Source organism: Microcoleus sp. AR_TQ3_B6, assembly GCF_036702785.1.
Taxonomy (GTDB): domain Bacteria; phylum Cyanobacteriota; class Cyanobacteriia; order Cyanobacteriales; family Microcoleaceae; genus Microcoleus.
Genome location: NZ_JAUBVJ010000001.1, coordinates 88,147 through 114,007, shown reverse-complemented (window position 1 = coordinate 114,007; position 25,861 = coordinate 88,147). Strand labels below are relative to the sequence as shown.

General features: G+C 44.5%; 25 protein-coding genes and 1 pseudogene. 12 read left to right on the top strand and 14 right to left on the bottom strand.

All coding sequences use genetic code 11. The annotated features are described in order from the left end of the window. Positions 1 to 92: 92 nt before the first annotated feature. Positions 93 to 1,529 carry an NB-ARC domain-containing protein gene (locus QUB56_RS00565; protein ID WP_332952251.1) on the bottom strand — a complete coding sequence of 479 codons (1,437 nt, stop codon included), beginning with the start codon at positions 1,527 to 1,529 and terminating at the stop codon, positions 93 to 95. Positions 1,530 to 1,750: 221 nt separating this feature from the next. Here QUB56_RS00565 and QUB56_RS00560 point away from each other — a divergent pair, with 221 nt between their 5' ends. Next, positions 1,751 to 2,788 carry a DUF4917 family protein gene (locus QUB56_RS00560; RefSeq protein WP_332952250.1) on the top strand — a complete coding sequence of 346 codons (1,038 nt, stop codon included), beginning with the start codon at positions 1,751 to 1,753 and terminating at the stop codon, positions 2,786 to 2,788. Here the strand turns inward: QUB56_RS00560 and QUB56_RS00555 are convergent. The 4 genes from QUB56_RS00555 to QUB56_RS00540 form a co-directional block, all read right to left on the bottom strand. Next, positions 2,769 to 3,059, bottom strand: coding sequence for a type II toxin-antitoxin system PemK/MazF family toxin (locus tag QUB56_RS00555; protein ID WP_332952247.1), 291 nt, complete (start codon positions 3,057 to 3,059; stop codon positions 2,769 to 2,771). The two genes, QUB56_RS00560 and QUB56_RS00555, sit on opposite strands and share 20 nt — an antisense overlap. Then, positions 3,049 to 3,486: a hypothetical protein gene (locus QUB56_RS00550; RefSeq protein WP_332952246.1), complete on the bottom strand. Its 438-nt coding sequence runs from the start codon at positions 3,484 to 3,486 to the stop codon at positions 3,049 to 3,051. Before QUB56_RS00550 ends, QUB56_RS00555 begins: the two co-directional genes overlap by 11 nt. Positions 3,487 to 3,539: 53 nt before the next feature. Then, entirely contained in the window at positions 3,540 to 3,776 is a 237-nt protein-coding gene (locus QUB56_RS00545; protein ID WP_332952245.1) for a hypothetical protein, read from the bottom strand. 81 nt (positions 3,777 to 3,857) lie between these two features. Beyond that, the gene (locus tag QUB56_RS00540; RefSeq protein ID WP_332952243.1) at positions 3,858 to 4,136 is read right to left on the bottom strand and encodes a Tse2 family ADP-ribosyltransferase toxin; all 279 of its coding nucleotides are present in this window, start codon (positions 4,134 to 4,136) and stop codon (positions 3,858 to 3,860) included. A gap of 16 nt (positions 4,137 to 4,152) precedes the next feature. On the opposite strand from QUB56_RS00540, the gene QUB56_RS00535 reads away from it, so the two are divergent. The 3 genes from QUB56_RS00535 (at position 4,153) to QUB56_RS00525 (ending at position 6,160) form a co-directional block, all read left to right on the top strand. After that, positions 4,153 to 4,350 carry a hypothetical protein gene (locus QUB56_RS00535; RefSeq protein WP_332952241.1) on the top strand — a complete coding sequence of 66 codons (198 nt, stop codon included), beginning with the start codon at positions 4,153 to 4,155 and terminating at the stop codon, positions 4,348 to 4,350. Further along, positions 4,347 to 5,237 carry an ABC transporter permease gene (locus tag QUB56_RS00530; protein WP_332952239.1) on the top strand — a complete coding sequence of 297 codons (891 nt, stop codon included), beginning with the start codon at positions 4,347 to 4,349 and terminating at the stop codon, positions 5,235 to 5,237. Before QUB56_RS00535 ends, QUB56_RS00530 begins: the two co-directional genes overlap by 4 nt. Positions 5,238 to 5,773: 536 nt before the next feature. After that, positions 5,774 to 6,160 (top strand): hypothetical protein, encoded by a 387-nt coding sequence (locus QUB56_RS00525; protein WP_332952237.1) that lies wholly within the window; start codon positions 5,774 to 5,776, stop codon positions 6,158 to 6,160. Between the two features lie 253 nt (positions 6,161 to 6,413). Here QUB56_RS00525 and QUB56_RS00520 read toward each other — a convergent pair whose 3' ends face one another. Both QUB56_RS00520 and QUB56_RS00515 read right to left on the bottom strand, forming a co-directional pair. After that, positions 6,414 to 7,772: an FAD-binding oxidoreductase gene (locus QUB56_RS00520; protein WP_332952234.1), complete on the bottom strand. Its 1,359-nt coding sequence runs from the start codon at positions 7,770 to 7,772 to the stop codon at positions 6,414 to 6,416. A 254-nt stretch (positions 7,773 to 8,026) separates the two neighbouring features. Further along, positions 8,027 to 8,776 carry a class I SAM-dependent methyltransferase gene (locus QUB56_RS00515; protein ID WP_332952232.1) on the bottom strand — a complete coding sequence of 250 codons (750 nt, stop codon included), beginning with the start codon at positions 8,774 to 8,776 and terminating at the stop codon, positions 8,027 to 8,029. Positions 8,777 to 9,082: 306 nt separating this feature from the next. Between QUB56_RS00515 and QUB56_RS00510 the strand changes: the two genes are divergently transcribed. From QUB56_RS00510 to QUB56_RS00485, 6 genes are all read left to right on the top strand, one after another. Then, positions 9,083 to 10,552 carry an adenylate/guanylate cyclase domain-containing protein gene (locus QUB56_RS00510; protein ID WP_332952231.1) on the top strand — a complete coding sequence of 490 codons (1,470 nt, stop codon included), beginning with the start codon at positions 9,083 to 9,085 and terminating at the stop codon, positions 10,550 to 10,552. Positions 10,553 to 11,077: 525 nt separating this feature from the next. Next, complete coding sequence (locus tag QUB56_RS00505) at positions 11,078 to 12,490, top strand: adenylate/guanylate cyclase domain-containing protein (protein WP_332952229.1); 1,413 nt, start codon at positions 11,078 to 11,080, stop codon at positions 12,488 to 12,490. A 215-nt stretch (positions 12,491 to 12,705) separates the two neighbouring features. Continuing rightward, positions 12,706 to 14,010 (top strand): adenosylmethionine--8-amino-7-oxononanoate transaminase, encoded by a 1,305-nt coding sequence (gene bioA / locus QUB56_RS00500; protein WP_332952227.1) that lies wholly within the window; start codon positions 12,706 to 12,708, stop codon positions 14,008 to 14,010. A gap of 17 nt (positions 14,011 to 14,027) precedes the next feature. Beyond that, the gene (gene bioB / locus QUB56_RS00495) at positions 14,028 to 15,071 is read left to right on the top strand and encodes a biotin synthase BioB (protein WP_332952226.1); all 1,044 of its coding nucleotides are present in this window, start codon (positions 14,028 to 14,030) and stop codon (positions 15,069 to 15,071) included. 335 nt (positions 15,072 to 15,406) lie between these two features. Then, positions 15,407 to 16,018, top strand: coding sequence for a methyltransferase domain-containing protein (locus tag QUB56_RS00490; RefSeq protein ID WP_332952224.1), 612 nt, complete (start codon positions 15,407 to 15,409; stop codon positions 16,016 to 16,018). A 171-nt stretch (positions 16,019 to 16,189) separates the two neighbouring features. Further along, positions 16,190 to 16,864: an SDR family oxidoreductase gene (locus tag QUB56_RS00485; protein ID WP_332952222.1), complete on the top strand. Its 675-nt coding sequence runs from the start codon at positions 16,190 to 16,192 to the stop codon at positions 16,862 to 16,864. Positions 16,865 to 16,880: 16 nt separating this feature from the next. Here QUB56_RS00485 and QUB56_RS00480 read toward each other — a convergent pair whose 3' ends face one another. The 3 genes from QUB56_RS00480 to QUB56_RS00470 form a co-directional block, all read right to left on the bottom strand. Further along, a complete protein-coding gene (locus QUB56_RS00480; protein WP_332952220.1) occupies positions 16,881 to 17,066 on the bottom strand; it encodes a hypothetical protein in 186 nt (61 codons plus the stop codon). A gap of 798 nt (positions 17,067 to 17,864) precedes the next feature. After that, positions 17,865 to 18,347, bottom strand: a complete 483-nt coding sequence (locus tag QUB56_RS00475; RefSeq protein WP_332952219.1) for an FxLYD domain-containing protein — start codon at positions 18,345 to 18,347, stop codon at positions 17,865 to 17,867. A gap of 214 nt (positions 18,348 to 18,561) precedes the next feature. Further along, positions 18,562 to 20,265, bottom strand: coding sequence for an NAD(P)/FAD-dependent oxidoreductase (locus QUB56_RS00470; RefSeq protein WP_332952218.1), 1,704 nt, complete (start codon positions 20,263 to 20,265; stop codon positions 18,562 to 18,564). 88 nt (positions 20,266 to 20,353) lie between these two features. Here QUB56_RS00470 and QUB56_RS00465 point away from each other — a divergent pair, with 88 nt between their 5' ends. After that, positions 20,354 to 21,265 (top strand): PPC domain-containing protein, encoded by a 912-nt coding sequence (locus QUB56_RS00465; protein ID WP_332952217.1) that lies wholly within the window; start codon positions 20,354 to 20,356, stop codon positions 21,263 to 21,265. A 512-nt stretch (positions 21,266 to 21,777) separates the two neighbouring features. Here QUB56_RS00465 and QUB56_RS00460 read toward each other — a convergent pair. Together QUB56_RS00460 and QUB56_RS00455 are read right to left on the bottom strand one after the other, a co-directional pair. Beyond that, positions 21,778 to 22,256: pseudogene (locus QUB56_RS00460) on the bottom strand (cyanobactin maturation protease PatG family protein); the annotation flags it as partial. Positions 22,257 to 22,471: 215 nt separating this feature from the next. Beyond that, positions 22,472 to 23,341 (bottom strand): LynF/TruF/PatF family peptide O-prenyltransferase, encoded by an 870-nt coding sequence (locus tag QUB56_RS00455; protein WP_332952216.1) that lies wholly within the window; start codon positions 23,339 to 23,341, stop codon positions 22,472 to 22,474. Between the two features lie 229 nt (positions 23,342 to 23,570). Between QUB56_RS00455 and QUB56_RS00450 the strand changes: the two genes are divergently transcribed. Continuing rightward, entirely contained in the window at positions 23,571 to 24,095 is a 525-nt protein-coding gene (locus tag QUB56_RS00450; protein ID WP_332952214.1) for a transposase, read from the top strand. Positions 24,096 to 24,998: 903 nt separating this feature from the next. Here QUB56_RS00450 and QUB56_RS00445 read toward each other — a convergent pair. Next, positions 24,999 to 25,139, bottom strand: coding sequence for an anacyclamide/piricyclamide family prenylated cyclic peptide (locus QUB56_RS00445; RefSeq protein ID WP_332952213.1), 141 nt, complete (start codon positions 25,137 to 25,139; stop codon positions 24,999 to 25,001). A 410-nt stretch (positions 25,140 to 25,549) separates the two neighbouring features. Next, positions 25,550 to 25,672, bottom strand: a complete 123-nt coding sequence (locus tag QUB56_RS00440; protein ID WP_332952212.1) for a hypothetical protein — start codon at positions 25,670 to 25,672, stop codon at positions 25,550 to 25,552. Positions 25,673 to 25,861: the final 189 nt, after the last annotated feature.

Here is a 25,861-nt window from a genome sequence, read left to right as displayed (position 1 = left end):
GGGTTTTTTGCTGAATCTGTGGCTGTAACGCGTCTTTTCGTAAAAAACCCGGTTTCTCAACCTTAATGCGTAAGTCCTATAGATATTTAAGACTATTCTGCAACCAGTTTAACATACTGTTTTAACACAGGTGGAATCATGAAAACGGTTTCTGTTTCACAGCTCAATTTTTCGATCATTCCCCGTCTGGCTAAAGATTGAATTGCTTTACATAATTGGCCTTGTGACCCTTGACATTTTGACATCCATTGGGTAAACGAAACAGGCTTGATTTCATTAGTCAGTTGCGAAATCGCCTGTTTTTCTATTTCCGACAACCGCTGATAATGCTGCTGCAATATCGGTGTCAATTCATCGCTTAAAAATACTGGTTGATAGCTTAAATATTGAGATACTCTACCGCCAAATAAGTTGTTAATGGTTTGAGCCACTAATTTTAACCACAGGGGATTACCTTGATAAAGGTTAATCAATTCTGACCAGGTTTCTTCATCCAACAAACCCTTTTCTCTAAGAATTTCTGTTGCTGCTTCACCTAAACCGGTTAACTGTAATAAACATACTGCTGAATTATCGTCGGTGAATGTGATGATGTCTGAGGGAGGTTCCCAACTATTGAGAATTAAGCAGCTATTGTGGGGAAGTTCGCCGATGAGTTTAAATAGGGTTCCGTAATTTTCATATCCGGGTTTATAATGTCCTGCAAGTTGCCCGCTGCTGAGAATTTGCTGGACGTCATCGAGGATGATGAGACAGCGATTTTCGCGCAATGTTTCTATCAGCATTGACAACCGATCGTCGGTGTTTGCGGGGAAAACTCCCTCTTCGCCCCCCCTTGGTAAGGGGGGGTTGGGGGGGTGTTGATTTGAGAGAAATTGAATAATATTTTTGAGGGTTGTTTCGAGGGGTGGGGAGGTGCGGAGACTGCGCCAGATGATGCGATCGAATTGAGTTTGAATTTGGGGGATGAGGTGACGGGCGATCGCACTTTTGCCGGTGCCTGCCATGCCTGTGATGGTGAGGAGGCGACAGTTTTGACGGGCGATCGAGTTTGCGAGGGCGGTGAGGGGTGAGTTGGGGTAGTTGTAGAAGGTTTTGAGCTCCGGTGCATCTCTTAAATCGAGTCGCGGTTTCTGTTGGGTGTTGTCTTCATTTGAGGTTTGTGTTGGGGGTGAGTGTTGTGGAGCTTTTGGAGGGTGTAGCGTTTCTGTGCAGAAGTTGATGTTACCCTGTTCTAAAAAATTATAATTTAGGAAATTAGAATTGTTAGAAACTTGATATCTTTCCATTGCCGACTTAAAAGTAGATTTATTTACATTTTCCTCTAAAATTTCTGACATAATTTTCCATAATTTTGAGGCGATATTTCCCACATGACGTTCGGTACAATGAAATTCTTTAGCAACTTGGGAATATCTTTTACCTTGCCAACTAGCAAGCAATACTGCCTGTTGCAGATTGTCTAAGTGTTTGCCAGTTTTGGCTAAAACCAGGTCGTCGGCAAATCTCCAGATTTCTTTAACGTCCATCGTCAGGTAGATTGTAGGAATTCCCTCATTTTACCAAACTTTAGGACATTTTATGATGTGAGTTAAAAAACACCTGAGATTTTATGATATGACTTATTAAGTTATTTGGTGATATTTTATGAGTTTTTATGATAGTCAATTCCCAAAACATGAGTTACGATAGATAGAAATAAATGCAAGTGTTCAAATTTGGGATAATTTTGTTAACCATAGGTACAAAAATGAGTAAGCAATTAGTTTCATGGGAAGAGATTCGAGAAGATTTTGAAAACAAGGAAACCAGTCTTTTGCTGGGCAAAGGTTTTAGTTGTGCAGTGTGGAATCGTTTCAAAGATTCATCCCTGTATCAAGAGGCATCATTACAAAATAATGGTGGCTCTTTCTTGTCAGAAGAAGATAGACAAATTTTTGATAAGCTAGAAACTAAAAACTTTGAGAAGGTACTAGCAACTCTTTCGACAACCAAAGAAGTCAATGAGATTTTAGGGGCGCAGGCGCATTCAGAGATTCTCCTGAAAATAGACGAACGTTATCAGAATATCCAACGATCTCTAATTCAAGCCGTAGAGCGAGTCCATATTCCTTGGCGAGATATCCCACCAGAGGTATTCACCACTGTCAAAAAAGAAATATTGAAGTATCAAAATCTGTTTTATACAAGTTATGATTTGCTGATTTACTGGAGCCTTACGTCAGATGGATATTTTGAAGGGTTTCGAGACTACTTTTCTCGTAATGAATTCCAGGAAAAATCCGCCATTGAGGATAAAAGGTTAAGGGTTTTTTATATTCATGGGGGCTTACACCTATATTCTGAAGGAGAAAAAATCCTAAAAATTACCAATAAAGGAGAAAACATCTTAGAACAATGTAAACAACTCTGGACCGATCCAAATTTCCGACCCTTGTTCATGGCCGAAGGTACATGGAGAGACAAACTCAAATTCATTCGCAACTCTGATTATCTGTTTTTTGCTTATAACAGGCTCAAACAAAACACTGATAAACTTGTTGTACTTGGCAACCCGTTAAACCTTGATAAAAGTCTGCTGGATAAAAATCATGATTTTAACAAGCACCTTTTAGATGCAATTGTTGAATCAAGCCCTAAGACAGTAGCTATTTCCATCACAGATGATGGAGATGTAGCTCAGCAAATCAAGTATTGGGAAGGCGTAATGAAGCCAGACGACATACAGTTTTTTGACGAAAAATCTCATCCTTTATGCTCTCCTGGTATCAGGTTAGAAGCAGACTGATAGAGCTTAATCGTTCCTGCTGCTTTCGGTGTTTGTTGACATTTAAACAGAATTTAGCAATATCTGGCTCAATCTTAACGTGCCAGATATTGCCAGCATAATATTTTTTCCAATCTGTGATAGGTGCAGCCAATTTCAGTGGTAACTTGCCAACACAATCACAACTTACCACTACAGACGGACGAATTTTTTTGATTTCTGCTCCCACTGTTAGGTCAAAATTAGCCAACCAAATATCTCCCCGTTTAGGAGGAGGAGAGTTAGTAGTCAATTAAATCTCCTGCTTCTAATTCTTGCCATTCTCTATCTTCGTGGTAATGTTGCAACATTACCTCAGCTTGTTTTGCTAGAATATTTCGTCTCTCTTCTAGCGGCAATTGCATAAATTCTCGGCGACTGGGATAGTCGGCTAGTGTTGGTATTTCTAAAGCTATATCAATATCTAATGGCTGTGCTTTTCCTTCGGAAATTTCCTGTTTGGCGCGCTGTGCAGCTATAATCAGCGATTGTTGTGTGTTCTCACAAGATAAATTCCACTGCTCTTCATCCCTTAAGTCTTCAAGATATTCTCGCAAATGTTCAACCACTTTGTCTTGAAGAGTTTCTGGCACAGATTCCATCATCTCGACCAAAGTGGCGATCGCCCTTGATGACATAGCTTTATTCTCGGTTGTTGAGAAACCATTCTCATTAATCATTTATTAATCGGCAGCGTTCCCTGATTTTAGCAACTTTGAGGGAAGCGCCCTCATTAACTTCTTACCTCTTGATACAAACCGTCTGAAGATTCTGCTATTTTAGGCAGACTACCATCCTTAATAGCTTTCATCAAATCTTCGCGTAGCGCTTCTAAGAAATAGCTATCGTTGCCGATATCTGATGCTTCATCCTCATCCAATTCTTCGTCCTTCAAACGTTCTCGGTATGCCTCGATCCGAAACTCAAGAGCTTCGATAATAAATTGTACATCCTTAAAAGATAGAATCATCAGAACTCCTTTTTTAATCTTTACACTTACTTACCACTAGGCTAACCGACTCAGTTTCAAAGCTGCCAAATCTGGAAATCTTTAACTCACTTTGTAGAAAGATGCACTTATCAGTCGAAGCGCCTCCTTGTATTCTTCTATCGGCATAATATGACTCGGTTTCCACAACCAATGATCGTTGTGGTCATTAACTAAATCAAGCGCGGCAGGAATTTCACTCTCTGCATCTAACTTCCACCAGTTTTTTTCGCTTCTTTGAGTAGCAAATGTCGAAATCCCACCTCCTAAAGTAGGATCTACCCAGATGCGACCATTTTCTTCATAAGTAGCAACATCTTTGTTCGGTCGGACATTATCCATTCTAGGTGAATTAGCGTTGCCTTGCCGATATAGAGCGATCGGTGTTTCTGCCATGTCTCGATCGAAGATTCCCAGCTATGTAGAATTTATCATCATGACTATACAACCTAATCTGCTGGCTTGTGACGATCGCCCGCCCAACACCACCAATAGCTCCAGACTTGCTACTGTAAAGAGAGTTAGATTTAATCAAAATCAGCGCAAGCAATTATGAGCGGTACTGTTACATCCCCCAACAACCTCAACCAGCAGCGGCCACTCTCCACAGCATCCGCTGACACTTCCAGTTCCCTGCTGGGCGACTTCATCCAAGAAACACTCGCCTTAACCAAGCGCCTGTTTATTCAATTGCAGCGCCGCCCCTCCACGCTAGTTGCAGGCATTATTCAGCCCCTGATGTGGTTGGTTTTGTTCGGAGCTCTGTTTGAAAATGCACCCGCCGGCTTGTTCGGCGAAAGCCAGAATTACGGACAATTTCTCGGCGCTGGTGTAATCGTTTTTACAGCCTTTGCCGGGGCGCTGAATGCCGGTTTGCCGATTATGTTCGATCGCGAGTTCGGATTTCTCAACCGCTTGTTAGTCGCGCCCTTGGCTTCCAGATTTTCGATCGTCCTGGCTTCGGCTATTTTTATCGTCACCCTCAGCTTTATCCAAACCGGCACAATCGTTACAGCGGGAGCGTTTTTGGGCGCGGGATTCCCCGGAATTGCCGGACTGGGGGCGATCGCCCTAATTGTCCTGCTGTTAGTTTTGGGCGTCACCGGCTTGAGTCTGGGTTTAGCCTTCGCCCTTCCCGGTCACGTAGAATTAATAGCGGTAATTTTTGTAACTAACTTGCCGCTGTTATTTGCCAGCACAGCCCTCGCGCCGCTGTCATTTATGCCAGAGTGGCTGCAAGTTGTGGTGACTCTCAATCCTCTGAGTTACGCGATCGAACCCATCCGCTACCTGTACCTGCACAGCGATTGGTCCCTAGCCAGTGTCGTGATGCAGGCTCCTTGGGGTACAGTCACCTTTGGAGGAGCGCTGTTAGTATTGCTAGCCTTTGATTTGGTGGCACTGCTGAGCATTCAACCGCTGCTGCGACGCCGGTTTGCGTGAGGAAGGGCGATCGTTTCACCTGCACCGTCAATTCTAGGACACGGCGCCGTGCCTTTGGTCGTGTCAACTTAAGGTAAAACCGATAGTCCGTCAGCCGTTGAAACAAGAACCTCAAAGCCAAAGTCCTCTTGCATAGGACTAATGAGTTCTTCAGTCCTCTTGGAGAGGACTTTAGCTATGAGACAGGGAATTCATTCCCTGGCGGAGTGCCGGTCAGCGATAGGACTAATGAGTTCTTCAGTCCTCTTGGAGAGGACTTTAGCTATGAGACAGGGAATTCATTCCCAGGCGGAGTGCCGGGTCAGCGATAGGACTAATGAGTTCTTCAGTCCTCTTGGAGAGGACTTTAGCTATGAGACAGGGAATTCATTCCCAGGCGGAGTGCCGGGTGAGGGAGGACTGGCCGACTAAAAGCTTAAGTTGACACCAATCGGCATTGCCGTGTCCTTAGCCCCAGCGAAGTAATATAATATTTAGTCACAAGTCAGAATATTGTTGAGATAGAATTGTTTTTTTGAAAGTTCAACTAATAAATTATGAAGACCAAAACTTCCAAATCCGGCAAATTGATGGTGGGGATTGCTGCAAGCGCGATCGCATCCTGTGCTCTGTTCTCCCCTCAAGCAAGCTTCGCCCAAGCCAGCGGTTTAAATAATGCCCAACCGCTGCAAGACTTTCAAACTCAAGACAATACCGACCCCTTTTCCGGCCGCAGCAGCGGCAGCGGAATATTTGATTTAATTCACAGATCCCAATTGGGAGGCGGCCGCAGCATGGAAGAATTTACTACCGAACAGCGCCAAAATTTGAACGATGCGGCCGCAGAATTTCGCAACAAACAGCGCCTTTTGCTGCAAAAACAAGACCAAACAGTGCCTTCACCCGCGATCGCACCAGAAGAAATTACCGCCCCCGTCCCTTAAATTGACAAGTTTTGTTCGCAGCAAGGACTTGAGTTTTTATTGACTAAAAACCTCCGACATAGAAAACCGATTTCTTACTCTCTTAGAGAGGGACAAAAGTTTGTCTAGCAGCGATTTCAAGATCCGAATCTTATCTATAGCAACCGCCAAGACGGTTAGGACATTCTTAACCGCTAAAACCATTGCTATTACTGCTTCTTCCTTCTTCCTTCTTCCTTCTTCCTTCTTCCTTCTTCTATAAAAACCATCGCCCTCAATCCCGTTCCAACCACGCCCGCATTTTACCCGGATTAAGCAAACCGTAAGGATCGACCAACTCTTTAAACTGCAACTGTTCCACATTAATACTTTTCATCCCTCCATCTTCCAATATATAAGTGTGAGGATTAGCAATCAGCGCGCCTTGCTCTTCGTGATAGCGAATAATTTCATTGAGCCGTGATTCCGTAGTGTAGCGAACTAATTGCAAAGCTGCGGCGATCGCCCTGCCATTGATCCGCAAAAACTCCAAGTGCATCAACACCTCATCCCCATAATAATTGTACAGTTCCTCAATCAATTTCAAACCTTTATCTGGGGGAAAAATCGTCTGCAAATAAGTCAGAGACGGGTCAGCGCTGCGAGCGTGCAGAGTTGTATGATTCCAAGTAAATTCAGCAAGGGCTGCACCTTTGCTCGCTGCTTGCGCGTTTTTTTGATAGCAAATTGTGCCGCCATATTCGCGCACCAAATCTTGCAGCGGTTCCAGACAAGATTCAGCTACCATTAACAAAGCGCAGTGCTTACCTTCAGGAATCTCCTCGCGCAAAGCAGCAAAATAAGCAGGAATCGGCCAAGCACAAACACAAATTAGTTTTTTGATAATTCCGTCAGCATCGCCCAAAGCTTGACCGAAGTTAGCCGATGTCATAAAATCGTCAAAAGCGACGATGATTTCCGCCCAAGCATAAGCAGGGGCGAGGGGAATTTCTAACTCAGTAATAATCCCATTTGTGCCGTAAGCGTGATTGACTTTTTGCACTTCATCGCCGCGCAATTCCATAACGCGGGGCTCGTCTTCCATTGTAACGACTCGAACAGCATGAAGATTGCCGCGATCGCGCAATTGCCCGTAAGTTATCGAACCAATCCCCCCGCTACCGCCGCCGATAAATCCCCCAATCGTTGCGGTGCGATAGGTTGAGGGAACCATCCGCAATTCCCAACCAGTTTCTCGCGCTTGTTTGTCGAAAACCGACATTTTCACCCCCGGTTCTACGCAAGCTAAACCCGGTTTGATCCAGCGAATATTATTCATTTTGCTGGTATCTAAAATGACGCCGCCCTGGAGGGGAATGCACTGCCCGTAATTGCCCGTTCCTGCACCTCTAACAGTTAGCGGAATTTTGGATTTGACGCAGGCTGCCGCAATCCGCAAAACTTCCGCTTCGCTGGCGGGACGCACTACTAAATCTCCTGTTTTATCACTTAAGAGAGGTTGCAAAACAGGACTGAAGTGATAATAATCTTGAGATAGCTTGACAACTTGCGCGCGATCGCTAATTATTTCGATTCCCGAGAGTTCCGACGAGAAAGCATCCCAGTCAACACTTTGAATCGCAGTTGCAGTCATTTTTTTTTCCTTTATGCTCGCAGTATTATATCAAATCCGCCCTTCATCGGAATTATTCATCTCTCTGTTCTCGAACTCTGCGTTCTGGGGCGTACTCTGCGGTTTAATCATTCCCATGCAACCGGAATTGATATTATATATTTTCTCAAGCATAACTTAGTAACATAAAATACTAACTGCAATCTTTCTTGAAGCAGTAAGGTGCTCAGGGGCGCAGCCTACACATAAAAGTTCTGCCTCCCAGACTGCTTTTCTCAATTAACAAATCCCCCAAACACCGCCATACCGTAGTATTTCCAAGGCACTGCAACAGTCTCAAATCGAGCATTTACCAGCATTTCCAACTGTGCCGAAAGTGTAGCTAGGCGATCGGGATTAGAATACCCGTAAGAGACACTCTTCCCCACATTTGCACGAATTTGTGCTAAGGTTTCCCCCTGATTTAGCGCCCAATCTTCTCGCGCCGCTTGATAAATATCTTTAATTGCTGCTGATTCTGCTAAAAGAGGATCGGCATTCCAGAAACAGCCACCAGCATATAAACTTTCGCGAATGCGTTCAAACAATTTCAACTTCATCTCATCCTCAAGATGATGAATTGCCAGAGATGAAATGCAAGCATTGAATTTACCCCCCAAGCCTGAGAAATTTGGATTGTTCGCCCATTCTCCAAAATCCATTTCTATGCCAGTCCACCGGGCTGCGTATCCAGCAGACTCTATTTTAGCCCGGGCAAAATCAAGCATTCGCGGCGAGTAATCGACAGCCACTATTTCCGCAGACGGGTAGCGTTGGAGAACTTTTAAAGTCAGTTCCCCCGTACCGCAGCCGAGTTCTAAAATGCGGTGGTTTGCGCTAGCAATGCAGCCTGCTAATACATCCAGCATTTCGTCATATTTAGGTAAAAGTCGCCGAATGCCCGTATCAAAATTGGCAGTATTGACGAAAACTTCTCCGGGATAAATTTCGTGGCGCGCCGGTGAGGCAGTAGAGTCAGAATTCACGATCGCCAACCATAGACTACAATTGCTATCCTAACCGAGATTGAACAAAAAGTGCGTGAAGTAGGGACAGAGCACGGCGCTGTATCCTTAATCGATCATCTATACTTCACTCAACAGAAAACCCCTATAAACTTATGCGTATTTTTACGGATCGGCGAAACACTCGCAGTAAACAATAATTAACCCTCCGTTGCACCCAGAGAGTCTTGCTTTACCCCGGAGGCCAGCAAAACAGTCTGAACAAGCAGTGTTATGTTAGTAGTGCATAAATTGAAATAAAGATTAAACCTCAGACTTGAGGATACTATGCGCCAGTTGATTGCTCGCAGTCGGGCTGCCATCAGCCAATTAATTTATAAGCGAATTCTCCTTGCGGTGACAATTTTATTTTGTGTAGGTGTAGGAGTAGTGATGGCAAATATGTCTCGTCTTTCCTCCTCCCTAATCGAATCGCAAGCCCTCCAAAATGCCACCCTCTACGCCCAAGCTATTAAAGAAGCCCGCACCCTTTACAGTTACGATGTTGTCACTCCTCTAAACGCCGCTAAAGCAATTAACTTTACCCACGACTACAACCCGACAAAAGTAACAATTCCGGTTCCGGCTACTTTCTTAATAGAACTCGGTCAAAATATCACCAATAAAAATTCCGAAGTCTCACTTCGTCTCTACAGCAACTACCCGTTTCCCTGGCGACGAGAAGAAGGCGGAGCCCGAGACGATTTTGAACGGCAAGCTATTACCTATTTGACTAAAAATCCGACGGAAAAATTTTCCCAAGTTGATAATTTTCGCGGCAAGCCAGCCTTTCGATATGCCGAGGCCGACATTCTAACTTCTAGCTGCGTTAACTGTCACAATACTCACCCCGACAGTCCTAAAACTGATTGGAAAGTGGGAGATGTGCGGGGGATATTAGAAATAACTCAACCTCTCGAGACCATCACTCAAAATACTCAAAGTAAACTTAAAGACCTGTTTTTACTGTTAGTAGGACTTTCCCTTTTAGGGGTGACAGGATTAACTTTAGCTATCAGCAGGTTGCGCCAAAATGCTAAACAATTAGAACAGCGCGTCAGGGAACGCACGGCACAATTGCAAGAAAGTAATGTAGAATTGCTGAAAGAACAGGAAAAGAGCGATCGCCTGCTGCTCAATATTTTACCCGAAGCCATTGCTGCTAGGTTAAAAGACGGTCAAAGCAGTATTGCTGAGGGCTTCGCAGAAGTCACGATTTTGTTTGCGGATATCGTAGGCTTTACCGTACTTTCAGCACAAAGATCTCCCGAAGAATTGCTCGATTTCCTCAACGAAATCTTTTCAGCCTTCGATTGTCTGACAGAAAAGTACGGCTTGGAAAAAATCAAAACAATTGGAGATGCCTACATGGTAGTGGGAGGTTTGCCAAACCCCAGCACCAACCACGCCGAAAGCATTGCGGAAATGGCTTTAGGTATGCAGGAGGAATTAGCAAAATTTAATGCCAAATATCATGCAGAAATCAACATTCGCATCGGCATCAATACCGGGCCTGCAATTGCGGGGGTTATTGGCACTAAAAAATTCATTTATGACCTCTGGGGCGATGCCGTCAATACAGCATCCCGCATGGAATCCCACGGGATTGCCGGCGCGATTCAAGTCACACAATCAACTTACGATATCTTGCGAAATAAGTATCTGTTTGAAGACAGGGGAATTATCCACATCAAAGGCAAGGGCGATATGAATACTTATCTGCTTGCAGGCAGGCTAGCCAGCGCACTTTCCGTTTAATTTGTTTATTATATTATTAAGGGGTCTGCTAGTTAGTCCGGAGTCAGTCAATTTTAGATTTTAGATTTTAGATTTTAGATTTACTGCACAGGTGAATCTGGGAATTTAAACTTTGGTCTAAAGTTTTTATATATCCACGAGTTAAGTCGGGGGCTCGTATCCGTTTTTGGGCGGGTCATCAGTCATTAGCGGTTAGTAATTAGCCAAGAAGTAACGCTTAATGGCTGCTGGCTTTTGACAAGCGAATTTAAAAGGTGGTACCCGCCACGTGATTTATCCGTGGAATCAATCCCAAATCTCAAATCGAAAGTCCTCAAGAAAGAGCATTTATCCGTGGGGTCAATCTCAAATCTAAAATCTAAAATCTCAAATCGATTGACTGCTGACAATTACAGGAATTACACAGGGGATGTGAGAAACGCGGTTTCTGCAGAGTTACTTCGTTGACTAACCCAAAATTTATTACGAAAAAGCCGATTTCTTTTCCTATTCTCTAAACTAGCCCTTTGCCAAATAGTAAATTTTATGTACTTGCGGATTTTATCATTCTTGAGTTTTTTCAAATCTCGCTTGTCTAGGCAAATAGCTTTGTGGGTATTTGCTAGCATTCTTGCCATAGAGGGAATTATTTTAGTTCCCTCTTATTTTCGGCGCGAAAATGAACTTTTAAGTCAACTGGAACAGCTATCTCGGGCGACTGTTGATTCCCTAGAGTTTTTGCTCCAACAAGATATTTCCGATCGCACTTTCTTGCAAGAAGAAGTAAAAAATATTACTAAGGATTCTCAAGTTGTTTTAGGACTGTCTATTTACCAAGCTAACGGTCAGCTAATATATACACTTGGCGAACCCCCAGAAATCAGTTTAGAGCGACTAAAAAAAGCTCGTATAGTTCACAATTACAATTTCCATGACAAGCGGTACGATATTGCTTGGACGGAGCGACATTTGGGAGGCGATTACATCTTAATTGTTCGCCACGATGCTTCCACCGTTCAGCCGGAACTCTACGCATTTATCGGACGGATTGCTGTATTAGTCATCATTATATCAGCCTTTGTCACTTCTGTGACTATGTTCTTTTTAGGGGTGACAGTAATTGCACCTATCTTGAGATTGCGCGATGACTTGATCGCTGCTGGAGACGCTTTGAGCAAAGATCGAGAAAAACCTGATTTTTACTCTCTGTCTGTCAAGCGCGATGACGAGTTGGGAGAACTCATGGTCGCATTCAATCAAATGTTTCACCGAGTATACAAAGAAATCGCACAGCGGAAACAAGCTGAGGAAATATTGCGCGCCGAACAAGAAAAGTCGGAACGTTTATTACTAAATATCTTACCCGCAATGATTGCCGATCGCCTCAAACAAGGTCAGATAAATATTGCGGACGGATTTGCCGAGGTTACGGTTTTGTTTGCTGATATTGTGGGCTTTACCGAAATATCTTCGCGCACGTCTCCTGCAGAATTAGTCGAGTTGCTGAACAAAATATTTTCATGTTTCGATAGCTTGAGCGAGCAATACGGCTTAGAAAAAATTAAGACGATAGGCGACAATTATATGGTAGCAGGCGGTTTGCCGCTTCCCTGTACAAATCACGCCGAATCTATTGCCGAAATGGCCCTGGAAATGCAGCAAGAAATTATGAAATTCCGCGACGAATGCGGTCAATCTCTCAATATCCGCATTGGCATTAATACTGGGCCTGTTGTAGCAGGTGTCATCGGCACTAAAAAGTTTATTTACGATTTGTGGGGAGATGCTGTGAATACAGCAAGCCGCATGGAATCTCAGGGGCTTCCGGGTAAAATTCAAGTTAGCAGTTCAACTTATGAGTTGCTGTGCGATAAGTATTTGTTGGAAAAGCGCGGTAAAATTAATGTTAAAGGCAAAGGAGCAATGACGACTTATTTGCTGAAAGGTCGAAAATTGTAACTGACAATTTTAACCGCCGCCGGGGAATACGCGATCTGGCGGCAGACGTTGCAGGGCAGCCGCCCTCAACACCAAACTAGATTTTTTTTGAACGAACCGCGAAGACGCTAAGGACACGAAGGAAGAGAAGAAGAAAGAATCAAAAATAAAAAGTTCATAAGTGAGTTAAAATTGCTATATTAAAAGGCGACTTGATATTAGTTGTATGGGTAAAAATGACTGCGAATCAGGAACATAATTCTGCAATTTCACCGATTTGGCAACCCTTCACGCAAATGAAAACGGCTGCCCAGCCGCTGAAGGTAATTCGCGGCAAAGGATCGGTGCTGGAATTAGCAGACGGGCGGCAAATTCTGGACTGCATTTCTAGTTGGTGGGTGACTGTTCACGGGCACAGCCATCCGGTTCTGGCTGAGGCTCTTTACGAACAAGCCCAAAATTTAGAACACGTAATCTTTGCGGGATTTACTCACGAACCTGCCCTGAAACTTGCTAATAAATTGCTAACTCATACGCCTGCTTCTTTAACGCGGATTTTCTTTTCTGATAACGGATCGACTGCGGTTGAAGTTGCTCTGAAAATGGCATTTCAATATTGGCGCAATCTCGGAGAAACTAACCGTACTAGCTTTATTAGTTTTGAGGGAGGTTATCACGGCGATACTGTGGGCGCGATGTCTGCGGGCAGAAGTTCGCTGTGGTGGGAATCTTTTGCACCTTTAATGTTTGCTGGGGATGTTGTTCCTTTTCCGGCGACTTTTGACGGCGATGAGGAGGTGGAAAGCAAGGAGGCGGCGAGTTTGGAGAAATTGGAGTTTTTGTTAAAGCAGGGCGGCTATGCGGGAATTTTTATCGAACCTTTGGTGCAAGGTGCCGGGGGAATGCGAATGTGTCGCCCTGAGTTTTTGCAGGATCTCGCACAACTTGCGGGCCAGTTTAATGTATTGTTGATTTACGATGAAGTAATGACGGGTTTTGGCCGCACGGGCGAACTGTTTGCCTCTGTTAAATCTGCAACGAAGCCGGATCTCCTGTGTTTGTCTAAAGGATTGTCTGGCGGCTGTTTGCCAATTGCTGTCACAATGGCATCGGAGGAGATTTATCAAGCTTTCTGGCGAGATGAATCGGACAAAGCTTTTTTTCACGGTCATTCTTACACCGGAAATCCCTTAGCTTGTGCGGTGAGTGTAGCATCCTTGGAGCTTTTGGAGCAAAACCCAAATGTGTATCAAGGGATGGAAAAATTGCACCGCCAATACCTGAATCAATGGCTGACAAATCATCCTAAACTCGAACGGATTCGGACTTGCGGCACCATCGCAGCAATGGATGTGAAAACCGAAAGCGTTTCGGGGTATTTTAATGACATTGCTCCTGTATTGAAAGCCAAATTTCTCGAGGCGGGGTTTTTGCTCCGCCCCTTGGGAAATACGCTTTACTTGATGCCTCCCTACTGCATTTCTCCTGATGAACTAGAATCGATTTATCGGGTAATTCGTCAGGTTTTGGATACTCTGTAAACCCTTTAATTTTAGTAATGAATTTACCCAATTGGAACGATTTGGCTGACGACGCGCTGGCGGGCAAATGTATCTCTCGCGAGCAATCTTTAGCCGTATTGCGCGCACCGGATGAGGTTTTGCTGGAACAACTAAACGCAGCTTATCGGGTGCGCCGCCACTACTGGGGAAACCGAGTCAGGCTGCACTATTTGTTAAATGCTCAAAGTGGCCTTTGTCCTGAAGATTGTCATTATTGTTCTCAGTCAAAAATTTCGACTGCGGAAATTGAGAAATATCCGCTTTTAGCTAAGGAGAAAATTCTGGATGCCGCCCAACGCGCAGCAGAGTTAAAAGCTGGTACGTTTTGTTTGGTGATTTCGGGCCGCCAACCCAGTGCATCTACTTTCGATCGCGTTGTGGATGCTGTGGAGACTGTGAAGGCAAATTATAACCTAAAGATTTGCGCTTGTTTGGGATTGTTGAGCCAGGAGCAAACTCACCGGCTGGCCAAAGCTGGAGTCGATCGCGTAAATCACAATCTCAATACTTCCGAATCATATCACTCGGACATTTGCACGACTCACACTTTTGGCGATCGGGTTGAAACCGTCCAACACGTAAAAGCAGCGGGAATCACAACTTGTTCCGGCGGGATTTTGGGGATGGGCGAATCGGATGATGATGCGATCGATTTAGCGCTTTCGCTTCGCAACTTGGGCGTTACTAGCGTGCCGGTCAACTTTTTCATTCCGATTCCCGGGACGCCATTTGCAGATGTGAACAGGTTAACTCCCCGCCAATGTTTGCGAATTCTCTGTTTGTTCCGATTTCTGCTTCCCAGCCAAGAAATTCGGATTGCTGGGGGACGGGAGGTGCATTTGCGATCGCTGCAACCTCTGGGACTCTACCCCGCTAATTCTATCTTTGTTGGCGATTATCTGACAACTCCCGGACAAGCTGCCCATCAAGATTGGGACATGATTCGAGATGCGGGATTTGCGATCGAATCCCCCGAAGGTTCTCTCTTAGAAGTTGATTCAGCAGTTACCAAATCCGAACAAAAAACCCTGGTTGTTTAACTCTTATACCAGAAATAGATTAGGACACGGCACAGCCGTGTCCCTACCCAATATCTACAGCATTTTTTAGGTAAGTGAGGTACATAGCTTTCGATAGAGGACGCGGCAGTGCCGTTTCCCTACAGCGATTGAAGGCTTGACTGCTGTAATTCATCAACGTGGAATATGCTGTATATTTCACGTTTACGCATGGGAAGAGAAACCGGATTTCTGAGGTAGCAAATGCGTCAGCCGTAAGTTCTTAGATTGTAGTCAGAAACCCTTATTCTAAGGTTGACATTCTTCAATCTAAAATCTAAAATCTAAAATCTAAAATCATACAAGGGGGGGAAATTGTGGACAAACGCGAAGAAATTACGATCGCAGAATACCAGCTAACTGCCGAATCTTTCCGAGAAGGAACTTGGCATCACGACGTATCCCAAAATCGCAACGCACTGACGGCTGCTATGCCCCGCAATCCCGGTAAAATTCTCGATATAGGATGCGGCCCGGGACGAGATTTAGTAGCGTTCAAGAGCCAAGGACACACAGTTGTAGGCTTAGATGCAACTCCGGCTTTTGTAGAAATAGCTAAGAAGTTATCGGGATGCGAAGTTTGGCAGCAATCTTTTCTGAATCTCGACTTGCCAAAGGCAGAATTTGACGGTATTTTTGCCAATGCTTCCCTGATTCACGTTCCCAGCGACGAGATGGTAAAAGTGCTGCAAAATTTGCACAAAGCCTTAGTTGTTAGCGGTGCAATTGTCATGTCAATGTGCCGGGGAAATTGGGAGGGATACGACGAACGGCCAACGGGAAAACGCTATACTGCCGGATGGGAATATCATACTTTAGCGCCTTGTTTAGAACAATCGGGATTTGCAATTGTCAATCACTACTATCGTCCCCCCGGCTTACCCCGCGAAGCTCAATCTTGGGTAGTAATAGTGGGCAAAAAAATCTAACGTAAATGGAAAATTGGGAATAGGTAATTGCGAATCCTTCCCCTCTCTTTCTCTGCGCCCTCTGCGCCCTCTGCGGTAAAAAAAAACTAATTAAAAAATTTACAGAGGATTGTTGTATACTGTTCCACAGTCAAATAAACCCATTTCTGCACAACTTAAAACCAAATTAATATGACAGAAAAATTCCACATTTTTTTAGCTGGTGCTAGTCGAAACCTCGGCTTAGAAATCGCGAAATGTCTGGCAGCACAAAAGATGCAAGTAACAGCACTTTTGCGATCGCCCGCAACCAGCACCGAATTAGAAGCAATGGGCCTCAAAGTCGTGACTGGCGATGCTTTGGATGCTGCCGCTGTGGAAGCTGCGATGGCAGGCGGCGAGCCAATTCATGCCGTAATCAGCACAATTGGCAGCTTGCCAAAAGATCGAGAAATATCCGATTATTGGGGCAACAAAAACTTGATTGATGCGGCCCTCAAAGCAGGCGTGCAAAAATTTATTTTAGTTTCATCAATCGGCAGCGGTAATAGTGCCGGCGCTTTGCCGCCCCAAGCTTTAGAAACTTTGCGCCCGGTTTTAATTGAAAAGGAAAAAGCCGAAAATCATTTGATAGCAAGCGGGATAATTTATACAGTGATTCGTCCAGGCGGACTAAAATCGGAACCTGCAACAGGCAACGGTATTTTAACAGAAGATTGTCGAGTTTCTGGAACGATTCACCGGGCAGATGTAGCACAGCTAGTTTGTCAGTGTTTAGTTTCTGATGCTGCTAGCAATAAAGTTGTGTCGGCGGTAGATAAACAGATGGTTTACGGCAATCCAGAATTTGAGGTATTAAAACTGTAAATACTGTCTTGATCAGTCAAGAGGTAGCGATCGCACAACTGGGGTCGAAAGGCTTTTGGGATTTTAAAATACCAAAAGTCAAATGCACCAATTCCCGCATCAAAGCACCAATTACCTGCATTTTGACCTGGCCACGACCCAATAATCGCTCACTCATCGCTTTCAACAAAGGGTGATGACGCATCGCCACTGCTGCTGGCATATACAACGCTTTTCGCAGTCGGACGTTTCCGGTACCCACTTGTCGGTACGATCGCCTGATTGATTCAGGCGATCGAGTAACTCACTCTTTTAAGATATAAGGGGCCCGTGAGCCAACAATACCTGCCCACAATCTCCCATCTCAAAAACCCGCCCCGACCGGGATATCATGGTTAATCGATCGGACATGATATAAGTCATAGAGATATCTGAGCCAGAATATGATAACAGCGATCGGACAAATCTCAACAATCATTCTTCACCGAAAGCATCCGGGATACAAAGCCCCCGAATTCATCCGTGGGGTTAATTTTCCAATTCTCAAATCTCTAATCTCAAATCTCAAATCTCAAATCTTTCTTCACCGAAAGCATCCGGGATACAAAGCCCCCGAATTCATCCGTGGGGTTAATTTTCCAATTCTTCAATTCTTCAATTCTTTAATCTAAAATCTAAAATCTCAAATCATTCTTCACCGAAAGCATCCGGGATACAAAGCCCCCGAATTCATCCGTGGGGTTAATTGTCCAATTCTCAAATCTCAAATCTAAAATCTCAAATCTAAAATCTCAAATCATTCTTCACCGAAAGCATCCGGGATACAAAGCCCTCGGATTCATCCGTGGGGTTAATTGTCCAATTCTCAAATCTCAAATCTAAAATCTCAAATCTCAAATCTCAAATCTAAAATCTCAAATCATTCTTCACCCAAAGCATCCGGGATACAAAGCCCCCGAATTCATCCGTGGGGTTAATTGTCCAATTCTAAAATCTAAAATCTAAAATCTAAAATCTAAAATCATTCTTGACCGTCTGCATGAGTTGCCTGCACCTTAGCCCCCGCGACAACTGCACCCCGAAAGGTGGCAGACTGTCCGGGTGCAAGAGTAACGGGTTCAGCGTAGATAAATCCGTTGTCAATTAAATTGCCTGACTCGTCCAAAACTTCATAATTGACTTTGACATCCTTGATTGTTTTGCAGCCTTGATTAAGCACTTGACCGCTAAAAAAGTTGCCGTCATAATTAGCCGCCGCAATTGACACTTTGGCAGAAATGTTGGCACCGGGAATGCAAGTTGGGGAAGTTCCAGAAGCTGGCTGTTTCTGGCACAACTTGCCCAAGTCTACTGTATTGCCGTCGGGGGTTTTGATGTAGCAAAACGGCTCGTCAACTGATGAGTTTTGAGTAATTGTATTTGTAGCGTCTGCAAGCAAAGGGCGAGCCGACATCGGCGACATTAGCAAACTCGATAAAGCTACTATTAAATGTAAAAAAATCATGTGGTTTTTGCAATAAATTGTACAAGATAATTCCGATAATTTTTACGATTGCATATCTCTATGTATGGTGTACCTTGCGACTAATTGAAATTTTCGGGCGGGCTAGATGCCCACCCACAAAAATTAGATGTGCGTTGCTCAAAGTCACATCACAAGAATTAGATGCGCGTTGCTCAAAGCCACCCCACAAGAATTAGATGCCCACGTTACGAGATTATCTAATACTGGGCTTTCTATTCCGAAGATTGCGCGATCCGGGAACTTTTCGGCTGGGACGGCGACTGTTAAAACTGCTCGCCGTTCGATCATTCAAAGCCTCAGCAGCAACTGTCAAACCCAAATCTTGCAAAATTTCAAAAGCCGCCATTTGTCCCGTTTCGCAACCGCCTTCCATGTAACCTTGATTTTCCAGCGAAGTGTGTTCCCCGGCAAAAAATAAATTGCCAACTCGTTCGCCTTCAACGCCGTGCATTTGCGTCCACTGTCCGACTAAATAGCAGGAATAAGAACCTTTGAAAAAGCGTTCTCCCGGCCAATAAGCTCGCACAGCTTTGCCCGATCGCAAATTTCTCACTCCGGGAAAAACTCTTTCAATTTGGTTCAAAAATCTTTGTGCTTGGTCTTCGGGAGTTCCGGCACCGATCGACAAACCTTGTCTGCCTCCTGTAAAATTAGTTATCAAGCCGTTAGGAGTAGGAAAAAAAGGCGTAGCTTCCCAGGTATTCTGGAATCCTAAATCGCTATAAACAGAAGCAGTCGAGCGATAAAGTTCCCGCCAAATTCGGCTGCGGTAGCCAGTAATTAACTTAGAATTAGTACCGTAACCCAATTGCTCGATCGCCCTGCGCTTTGGTTGGGGCAAAGGTACGTTAATGTTAACCTCTCGCAGAGTGCTGAAGGGCAAAGTTAACAACACTCGCTCGTAAGTGCGATCGAAGGCGCTTTGTCCCGATCGCAAACTCACCCGATAGCGCCCATCCGGCAAAAGATTTATCGCTTCCAAAACCGTCCCCGCCTCGATCGAACCAGACAATTGAGCCGCCAAACGGTTGATAATTTGACTGTTGCCGCCGTCAATTTGATAACGCTCATCGCTGTTGCCGTACAATTCAAAACTGTCAGGTTCAGAACCGATTAAAAACAGCAGATTTAACGCCGACTGTTCTTCAGGATCTCGCCCGTATTCCGTCGTGTAAGCAATGCGGAGTAACTGCCGGACAATCGTGCTGGTATCAGCTTGGTCTACATATTCAGCGATCGAAGTATTGTCCAATCTTTCCGCTGCTTCTGTAAAATCAAGATAGCTAATTTCATCGCCAACCGCCTGCAAATCAGCCCTAATTTTACTCGCTAGCGGCGCAAAACCTGCAATTATTTGCTCAAGAGAAAAGCGGCGCCCTTGGAAGAAAAAAGTATCCTTCACCAGTCCCCGCTGCACGTCAACTAAATCGATCGCCCGCAAACCCAATTCCGTCGCCAGCGAGATTAAATTAGTATGGCCGGTGTCAATAAATTCTCCCCCCAACTCTGCCGGAATTAGCGTTCCAGCCACCTTTGAAGCAGTACGAATCCGCCCCCCTACGCTGTTAGTTGCCTCGATTATATCGGCGCGCACGCCCGCCTGGCGCAAGCGATAAGCCGCCGTCAAACCCGCAATCCCTGCACCCACAACCAAAATCGGCGATCGTCGGCCCTGTTGAGCAAAAGCTCCCTCTCCCTCCCTAGTAAAAGTCGCAGCAGCCACAGCCCCCGCAGCAGCTAAGCCCCCGTGCAGCAAGCGGCGCCGAGATAGGCGAGAATTGGGAATGCCATCGCTCAGCATCCCCAGCAGTTCATCAGCCGGAATGCCCGTTTCCCTTGATTTCTGAGCAATAGTCGCAGCGCGGCGCAGCATTGCCATCAGTGCAGATTTAGCCATAATTAAGACATCCTCACAAAACTTTGATGTAAACTGGATTCTCGATCGTGCACTTTCCAGACTAAAGTCCAGAGAGATTTTTTTAATAATGCTAACCCTGAGAACACTGTTCGACAGCAAATTTTATCTCGAAAACAACCCAGATGTCGCCCTAGCAGTTGCCAGAGGCACGGTATCGAGTCCCTTCGATCACTACCGAAAAATTGGCAAATTTGAAAATCGCGACCCGAATGCCCTGTTCGACTCCAGCTATTATTTAGACACCAATACAGATGTAGCGGTATCAGCAAAACTCAACGGCTTTTCAGCCGCCGACCACTTTATCAGATTCGGTCAATTTGAACGACGCAACCCCAACCCTTTCTTCGATGTTGGTTTTTATCTAGCAAGCAACCCAGACGTTCAGATAGCAGTCCAAACAAATCAATTTACCGCATTTGAACACTACTTCAAAGTCGGTCAATTAGAAAACCGCAAACCCAGCGTTTTCTTCGATCCCAGCTTTTATCTAGAAAAATATCCGCTGGTAGCAGCAGCAGTCCAAAGCGGCGCAGTTAAAAGCGCGATCGACCACTACATTCAATTCGGCCTACAAGAAGGACTGTTGAGCACTCTCCCCGATCCCGCCGAAAATTTGAACGCAGCAAAAAGCCTGGGCATTCTCGGAGAAATTCAAACAGCGAGCGATTTTGTGGGAACTGCTGAACCAGCCGACCTTTACAGTTTCATCCTCAATACTCCGAGCCTTTTCAGTGTAACTGTTGACGGTTTGAGTGCCGATGTTGATGTAGAATTAATTCAGGATATCAACGGCAACGGCGCAGTTGGATTAGACGATATTATTGCTTCGTCTAACAATTTAGGCACGGCATCAGAAACAATTGTTAGCAATGGGGCTTTGCCTGCGGGAACTTATTTCGTCCGCGTTTCTCAATTTCAAGGCGATACAAATTACAACTTGAGATTGCTATCCACTCCTTCTCCGACGCCGCTTGTATGACAGGATGGTTGAGAGTCGAAGGCAGCCGTAGCTGAAGGTGGAAAGCATTCTGCCGAATTAAAGAAAATTTTTGAATTTAATAGACAAGATTGCAAAAATAATTAGGATGCTGCTCAAAGCCATCCCACAATTTTTCTTTTCTTGTGGGATGGGCACGCGAGTCCTTGTCATTACCCACATCTCCTGAAACCCTCACTGCGCCGTTATCCCACCAGGAACTCAAGCCCCTGACTAATAGCGTAAGTCGGTTAAAACCGACTAAGTTCCTGGTTCTTTTAGTCCGTTAAAACGGACTTTAGCTATTAGCCGTAGGTTTGAACCTACGGCGGGCTAGTAGGTAAACGAAAAATGAAATATGTGGCTAATGCTCGGGCTTCTAGCCAGTCCTAAAATTTGATTAAAAGGACTTTTGCAATCTTGTCTACTGAACCGTATAGGGGCATAACGGCGCGGAGGCGATCGCCCTTAAGAGCGATCGCCTATTTAACCTGCAGACAAAAACCAGGGAGTAATTAATTCCCCACAGACTGCGATCGCACTTCACCCAAAGTAACCGGCATCACATCTATCACATCAATCGTAAAGCGGTAAACTTTCTTAGCTCGATCGCTATTTTCTCAATCAAAAAACTTCAATTTCACATCCCAACAGTCGCTATTGAGCCGGCAGAACGGGCTTTTTTGCACTTCGATGCTACCCTTGTTCCATACATTCCCCGCGTCACTCGCGGTTCAATCACCGGCACCGATTGCCCGAAAAACAGTTCAACCGTGCCACCGCTGAGCCTTCCCGGGAGGCTCATCCGCTCGATGTAATCTTCACTTTCTGGTGCAATCCACTGTGCTGCTAGCAATTGTATGAGAGCTTCCTACACATCCGCCCCAAACTACCCTTTCGGTTCAATGGCGTAAACCCGCCTTAATTCCTGATTCAGCCTCCAAATTAAAGCTTTTGCTTCCGAGGGGTTTTGTTCCAGATAGTTCGCCATCTGGGTCGGCGGAACAGTCGATCCCAGCCATTTTGATGCGGGGGTCGCCTAGAGTATGCGACCAAAGTTGGGCAAGACCGGGAATCGCGTCAGGTCAGGCATAGTTTAATTTTGGATTATTGTTTCGTTATGCGTAGGCTGTGTTAGCGACAGCGTAACGCACCGCTTTTAGATGATGACAAGAAATAAAACTCAATAAGAATTTAGATTTAAATATGTTAAATCTCGTAGTACAAATTCATTTTTTGAATTGTCCCTGCTAGTAATTGACTTTCTGGCAAACCTACGCACATTTCCTTCACGGGTTGTTCTCGGTAATAAGCGTGGACTCTACGGGCAGTATCATTAGCAGCAAAATATTTGAGAAAATCGTCAAAGTTTTCCAAGTAGTAATAGACTATTTTTTCTGCATTTGCTTTGGATAAACCTACACCAAATCTAAGGGACGCAGGTAAAGGTTGTAAGGCTTGGGTTGACAAAACCTTGGCTAACCTTTGCTGAATATGAGGTTGTTGAAGCTCGTGCTTGAAAATATTAGGATAAAGCTCAATGTCGCTGCCACCACTCAGGCTCAAATCAAAACCCAGATGTAAGCTATTACTTACAAGTAGCGTCTGAAGAGTTTCGTCTAATCCCCCGTGCAACGCTATAGCTAGTTTTAGCTTTTCTGGATAATCTGTAATCGTTAGTGCCAGCTTTAATTTTGATTTAGCTAATTCTTGTCGTAAATCAACTCCCACCATGAATTCTGTTATTTTACTGAAGTCTAAGTCCTCGAGGAAAAATTGCTGAATTAAAGAATAATTTACTTCCACATCGGCACCCGCTTCTACTTGTCGAAAAAAGTTATAGACTGCGTTGATTTGTTCGACATTTTGGAGATCAAAACCAATATTAAACCGAGCAGGATAAAATTTGTCTCTATCCATTTTACAGGAAGATTCAAGTATACAATTTTTGGAGGTTTTTTCAATTTCTTCGACAAAGTTCTCGAAAATATCAAGGGAGTAGAGATTTTCGACTTCAAAGACACGCTTATGAAGGCCAATGTAGTAAAGTTTGTTGGTGCTTTCTAACAAGGTTTTCATTGTTTGCTAATATTTGGATGAGTAAGCTTTATAGGCCTTAATCAAGGTCACACAGAGTCAATGCCCAGAAAACGCGGTCATTTAAAAACTGGATATTCTTACCATATCACCACCCGTTCCAATAACCGCGAGTTTAAATTAGGAGGGCGTGAATATCTGGAGGTGTTTCTCTATGCAATTAAGAAAGCGTTGGATAAATACAAGATTTAAGCTCTACGCTCTTTGTATTATGTCCAACCACGTTCATTATTTGCTCGAACCTGCTCAACCGGGAGACTTGCCAAAAATTATGCACTTTCTCAATTGGTACACGACTATGTGTTCCAACAGAATGTTAAGGCGGACGGGGCTTTTTTGCCAGAAGCGGTATTACTGTGAAGGGTTTCTTGCTTCAGATAGGGAAAGAGCGTTAAATACCCTGCGTTACATTCATGGTAATCCCAAAGCTGCGAAAATGCGTTATGGTTTGTTCTATGATTTTAGCAACTACGTCAGTTATGAACGTTTAACTGATGACGGGTTAACTTTGTGGCATCCCGCTTTTCTCCGACTAGGAAACAGCTTAGAAGAATGTGCCAGAAAGTACAAAAGCTTCTGTCAAAAGTACAAGCCCCAGGAGAAGAACCCAAGCAAGTGCCACTGGGGAAGTAAGCTACTCACTGCTGTACATCTTTTCGATAAAGGTTCAACTACTTACCCCAAAAAATCCAACTCCTGTTTCCCTGCCACCCCCGTACCAGATATCCGAAGATGAAGAACTGACAAGGGTTGTACGTCAATTTATCGCTACCAATAGAGCGCAATCATGAGGTAGAAACTGAGTTTTGAGATTTTTTGAGGTGAGTCATACTGTGGAAGCGATTACTCCGCGTCGTCGCCCGCAAGAGGTATCCACGTAATTCCCTCTATGACTCCATCCATCATGCTATCTCATCCGGCATGGCGATTTCCTCCCAATACCCCTATATCCCTCTGGCGATTGAGGCGGCCAGACCGACTGGGCTACTAGCTGAATTGGCACTGCTGTGCCGTTGCACAGGGGCAGTTTGAATGGGGCGCAAAGATTTCTTCTTCATACAAGTCTTCTTTCGGTAGATTTTTCCCTGATTATTCAGTAAGGGTTTTTGTGAGCGTCACCTTTTGCTTTTACTTTTCCCGGCTAGCCGTGCGGATAGTTTTCGCGTGGCAACTTTCACCCACTTTACTTTTAATTACATTAACACTTTATCGAAAGTTGTCAAGCTTTTTTCGGGAAAAATTTTCTATATTTTTTTATATGGAATTTTTATTTCGCAGCAAATAGCACCATGTTTCAACAGCAACCCAACCTTATAAGCCGAAATTATGTTGATAAATTGCTGGAATTTGAAGAGCGCTCGCCCCTCGTTCATCCCTTGGTTTATAGTAAGAATTTTGTCAAATTGAATAGCGATCGCTCAGGGATTATAAAACTCAGCACTGACAGAAATTTTACGTCAATTTATCGCTGCTAATAGAGCGCCCAAGTCCTATTTGATACGTCGGTAGCACCGAAGGTTTTTCTTCGCGATTGGCACGATTCGCCCAGCTAAAAAAAAATTATAGAAGGCTTATTTCGTACCAATTCAACCCTTAAACAAGGCTTTTGAAGTTTAGGGTTTGTGGTAATCTGCCAGGATTACTCCGCGTCGTCTCCCGCAAAAGGAGACGGTGAACTAAACCCAATCGAGAAAGCCGCTTCGACGGCAACTTGGCTGCTATTACCGACAGTTGTCCGCGATACAGGGGCAGTTTGTTGGGGTTTGAGAGTTTTTTTCATGGTTTTTTTTGCCTTTTTAGTTTGAGAACTCAGAATCACCGAGCTTTCTCGAGTTGCGTAGTAGTTGCAAATTTGTAGAACTCGCTTTACACCTAATAAAAGTGGAGAGAGCCTAGTTAGCGATCGCTGTTTGAGGCATGGTATATTTTTACTATCTCAGAGTTAACTTTAGCGAAAGAAAGTGAAAGGTAAAACGGTCTTTTGGGTCTGGCGCGTCAATAATTGGCATCATCTACTGACCCCAAACTGCGTCTCCGTAAATCTTGCGATTTTGAGGTTTTTTCGCATTTTATCGCGCCAAAGTTCCAGACCCTTCCGACAGCGACCCGTAGCCTACTAACCCTGCTTCATTTCCCTTAGCCCTTGCCACCATCTACATCCGACCCATCCCGCGAAGTCAATACCGATCTTTATCCATCGCCTCCAATAAACATTACCCACACCTCAACAGTGAACGTAGTGGAATTAATTTCCTTGGCATAATCAATATCAATCTTGTCATCAATGCCGTCAAAGTTCAGCACTGTTTGCAAGCGTTATTGCACAGTATTCGCATTCGTCATAGTAACTATCTCCTGTGTTTCAATTACTTCAGCGAGCACGGGAACCTCAGACAACTCCCAAGTTACCCCGTGAATTGTCTCGTGATTAGCGTTTTGAGTCTTGTCGCAAACTGTATTGGCCGTACCTTTCTTTAAAGGTCAATAGCCCGGCTAGTCCCG

Coding starts and splice junctions, on each gene's coding strand:
- QUB56_RS00565 (WP_332952251.1), bottom strand. CDS start 1,529: ATGGACGTTAAAGAAATCTGGAGATTTGCCGACGACCTGGTTTTAGCC.
- QUB56_RS00560 (WP_332952250.1), top strand. CDS start 1,751: ATGAGTAAGCAATTAGTTTCATGGGAAGAGATTCGAGAAGATTTTGAA.
- QUB56_RS00550 (WP_332952246.1), bottom strand. CDS start 3,486: ATGATTAATGAGAATGGTTTCTCAACAACCGAGAATAAAGCTATGTCA.
- QUB56_RS00545 (WP_332952245.1), bottom strand. CDS start 3,776: ATGATTCTATCTTTTAAGGATGTACAATTTATTATCGAAGCTCTTGAG.
- QUB56_RS00540 (WP_332952243.1), bottom strand. CDS start 4,136: ATGGATAATGTCCGACCGAACAAAGATGTTGCTACTTATGAAGAAAAT.
- QUB56_RS00530 (WP_332952239.1), top strand. CDS start 4,347: ATGAGCGGTACTGTTACATCCCCCAACAACCTCAACCAGCAGCGGCCA.
- QUB56_RS00525 (WP_332952237.1), top strand. CDS start 5,774: ATGAAGACCAAAACTTCCAAATCCGGCAAATTGATGGTGGGGATTGCT.
- QUB56_RS00520 (WP_332952234.1), bottom strand. CDS start 7,772: ATGACTGCAACTGCGATTCAAAGTGTTGACTGGGATGCTTTCTCGTCG.
- QUB56_RS00510 (WP_332952231.1), top strand. CDS start 9,083: ATGCGCCAGTTGATTGCTCGCAGTCGGGCTGCCATCAGCCAATTAATT.
- QUB56_RS00505 (WP_332952229.1), top strand. CDS start 11,078: ATGTACTTGCGGATTTTATCATTCTTGAGTTTTTTCAAATCTCGCTTG.
- bioA (WP_332952227.1), top strand. CDS start 12,706: ATGACTGCGAATCAGGAACATAATTCTGCAATTTCACCGATTTGGCAA.
- bioB (WP_332952226.1), top strand. CDS start 14,028: ATGAATTTACCCAATTGGAACGATTTGGCTGACGACGCGCTGGCGGGC.
- QUB56_RS00485 (WP_332952222.1), top strand. CDS start 16,190: ATGACAGAAAAATTCCACATTTTTTTAGCTGGTGCTAGTCGAAACCTC.
- QUB56_RS00480 (WP_332952220.1), bottom strand. CDS start 17,066: ATGCCAGCAGCAGTGGCGATGCGTCATCACCCTTTGTTGAAAGCGATG.
- QUB56_RS00475 (WP_332952219.1), bottom strand. CDS start 18,347: ATGATTTTTTTACATTTAATAGTAGCTTTATCGAGTTTGCTAATGTCG.
- QUB56_RS00470 (WP_332952218.1), bottom strand. CDS start 20,265: ATGGCTAAATCTGCACTGATGGCAATGCTGCGCCGCGCTGCGACTATT.
- QUB56_RS00465 (WP_332952217.1), top strand. CDS start 20,354: ATGCTAACCCTGAGAACACTGTTCGACAGCAAATTTTATCTCGAAAAC.
- QUB56_RS00455 (WP_332952216.1), bottom strand. CDS start 23,341: ATGAAAACCTTGTTAGAAAGCACCAACAAACTTTACTACATTGGCCTT.
- QUB56_RS00450 (WP_332952214.1), top strand. CDS start 23,571: ATGTCCAACCACGTTCATTATTTGCTCGAACCTGCTCAACCGGGAGAC.
- QUB56_RS00445 (WP_332952213.1), bottom strand. CDS start 25,139: ATGAAAAAAACTCTCAAACCCCAACAAACTGCCCCTGTATCGCGGACA.